Consider the following 862-nt stretch of genomic DNA (forward strand, 5'->3'; position numbering starts at 1 on the left):
CCTTCTTTGAATACCAGATCCTTTACATGCATGTATGCCACATACTGCTGCTGTAGGGGAAGCGCTTCTTCATATCCTTCGTTTCCGGTAAAGGTCAGGTTTGCCTGATCGTACAGGATGCGGACTGCCGGATGGTCAATTTCCCTGATAAGCGACGCGCTTTCTTTCGCCGAAACCGCCATTGTATTAAAATGGTTCTCAATCACCAGCGTCACGCCTTTTTCTGCTGCTGCATCGCCCAGCTCGCGCATGGATTCGATCAGTCTGGCGCGGCGCTCCGCTAATTTCTCCGTATCCCCAGCGGCCAGATTGCCGCCGTAAATGCGGATGTACCTTGCGCCCAGATTGTCGCAATAACCGATCACTTTTTGGATAGCGGCGATTTCGCGCTGGCGGACCGGTTCGTCCAGCGAATTGAAGTAGGAATTATACGGCGTCAGGCAGATGATCTGGATGTTGTTCTGCTCTGCACACCGCCTGACCTCGGCCAAAGTATTTTCATTGCAGTCACATGGTAGCCCAGAGCGGTAATCATTCTGTACAACAATCTCGACACCGTCTGCGCCGATGCGATGCAGCAATTCGATCGCCTCGCAGACAGTGTATTCCGGTGTACCCATGGTATGTCCGGCAATTTTGAACATAGCGGCTCCCTCCTTTAATCCATCGCCGGCAGCCCGGCGGCACGCAGGATACGGTCGAGCAATTCGTGGGTCTTGTAGGCGTCCGCCGCATCGGTCAGCGGGGTTTTGCCGTCGCGCACACAATCGAGGAAATGGCGGATTGCATTGGTAAAGCCCAGCTTATCCTCGGATTTGGCCCAGCCCATAGCGAGCGGGGTCATTGCAGTTTTATGCTGTTC

Annotated in this window: 1 protein-coding gene and 1 pseudogene; both read right to left on the minus strand. The window is 54.1% G+C overall.

Annotated features, from left to right (window positions below; genetic code table 11):
* Positions 1-644, minus strand: a 644-nt coding sequence (locus ACYQ3S_RS15635; protein WP_459690294.1) for a sugar phosphate isomerase/epimerase family protein, incomplete at its 3' end; no start/stop codon positions are given.
* 14 nt (positions 645-658) lie between these two features.
* A pseudogene (locus ACYQ3S_RS15640) lies at positions 659-862 on the minus strand (gfo/Idh/MocA family oxidoreductase); the annotation flags it as partial.

It is taken from the genome of Agathobaculum sp. TL06 (genome assembly GCF_054658635.1).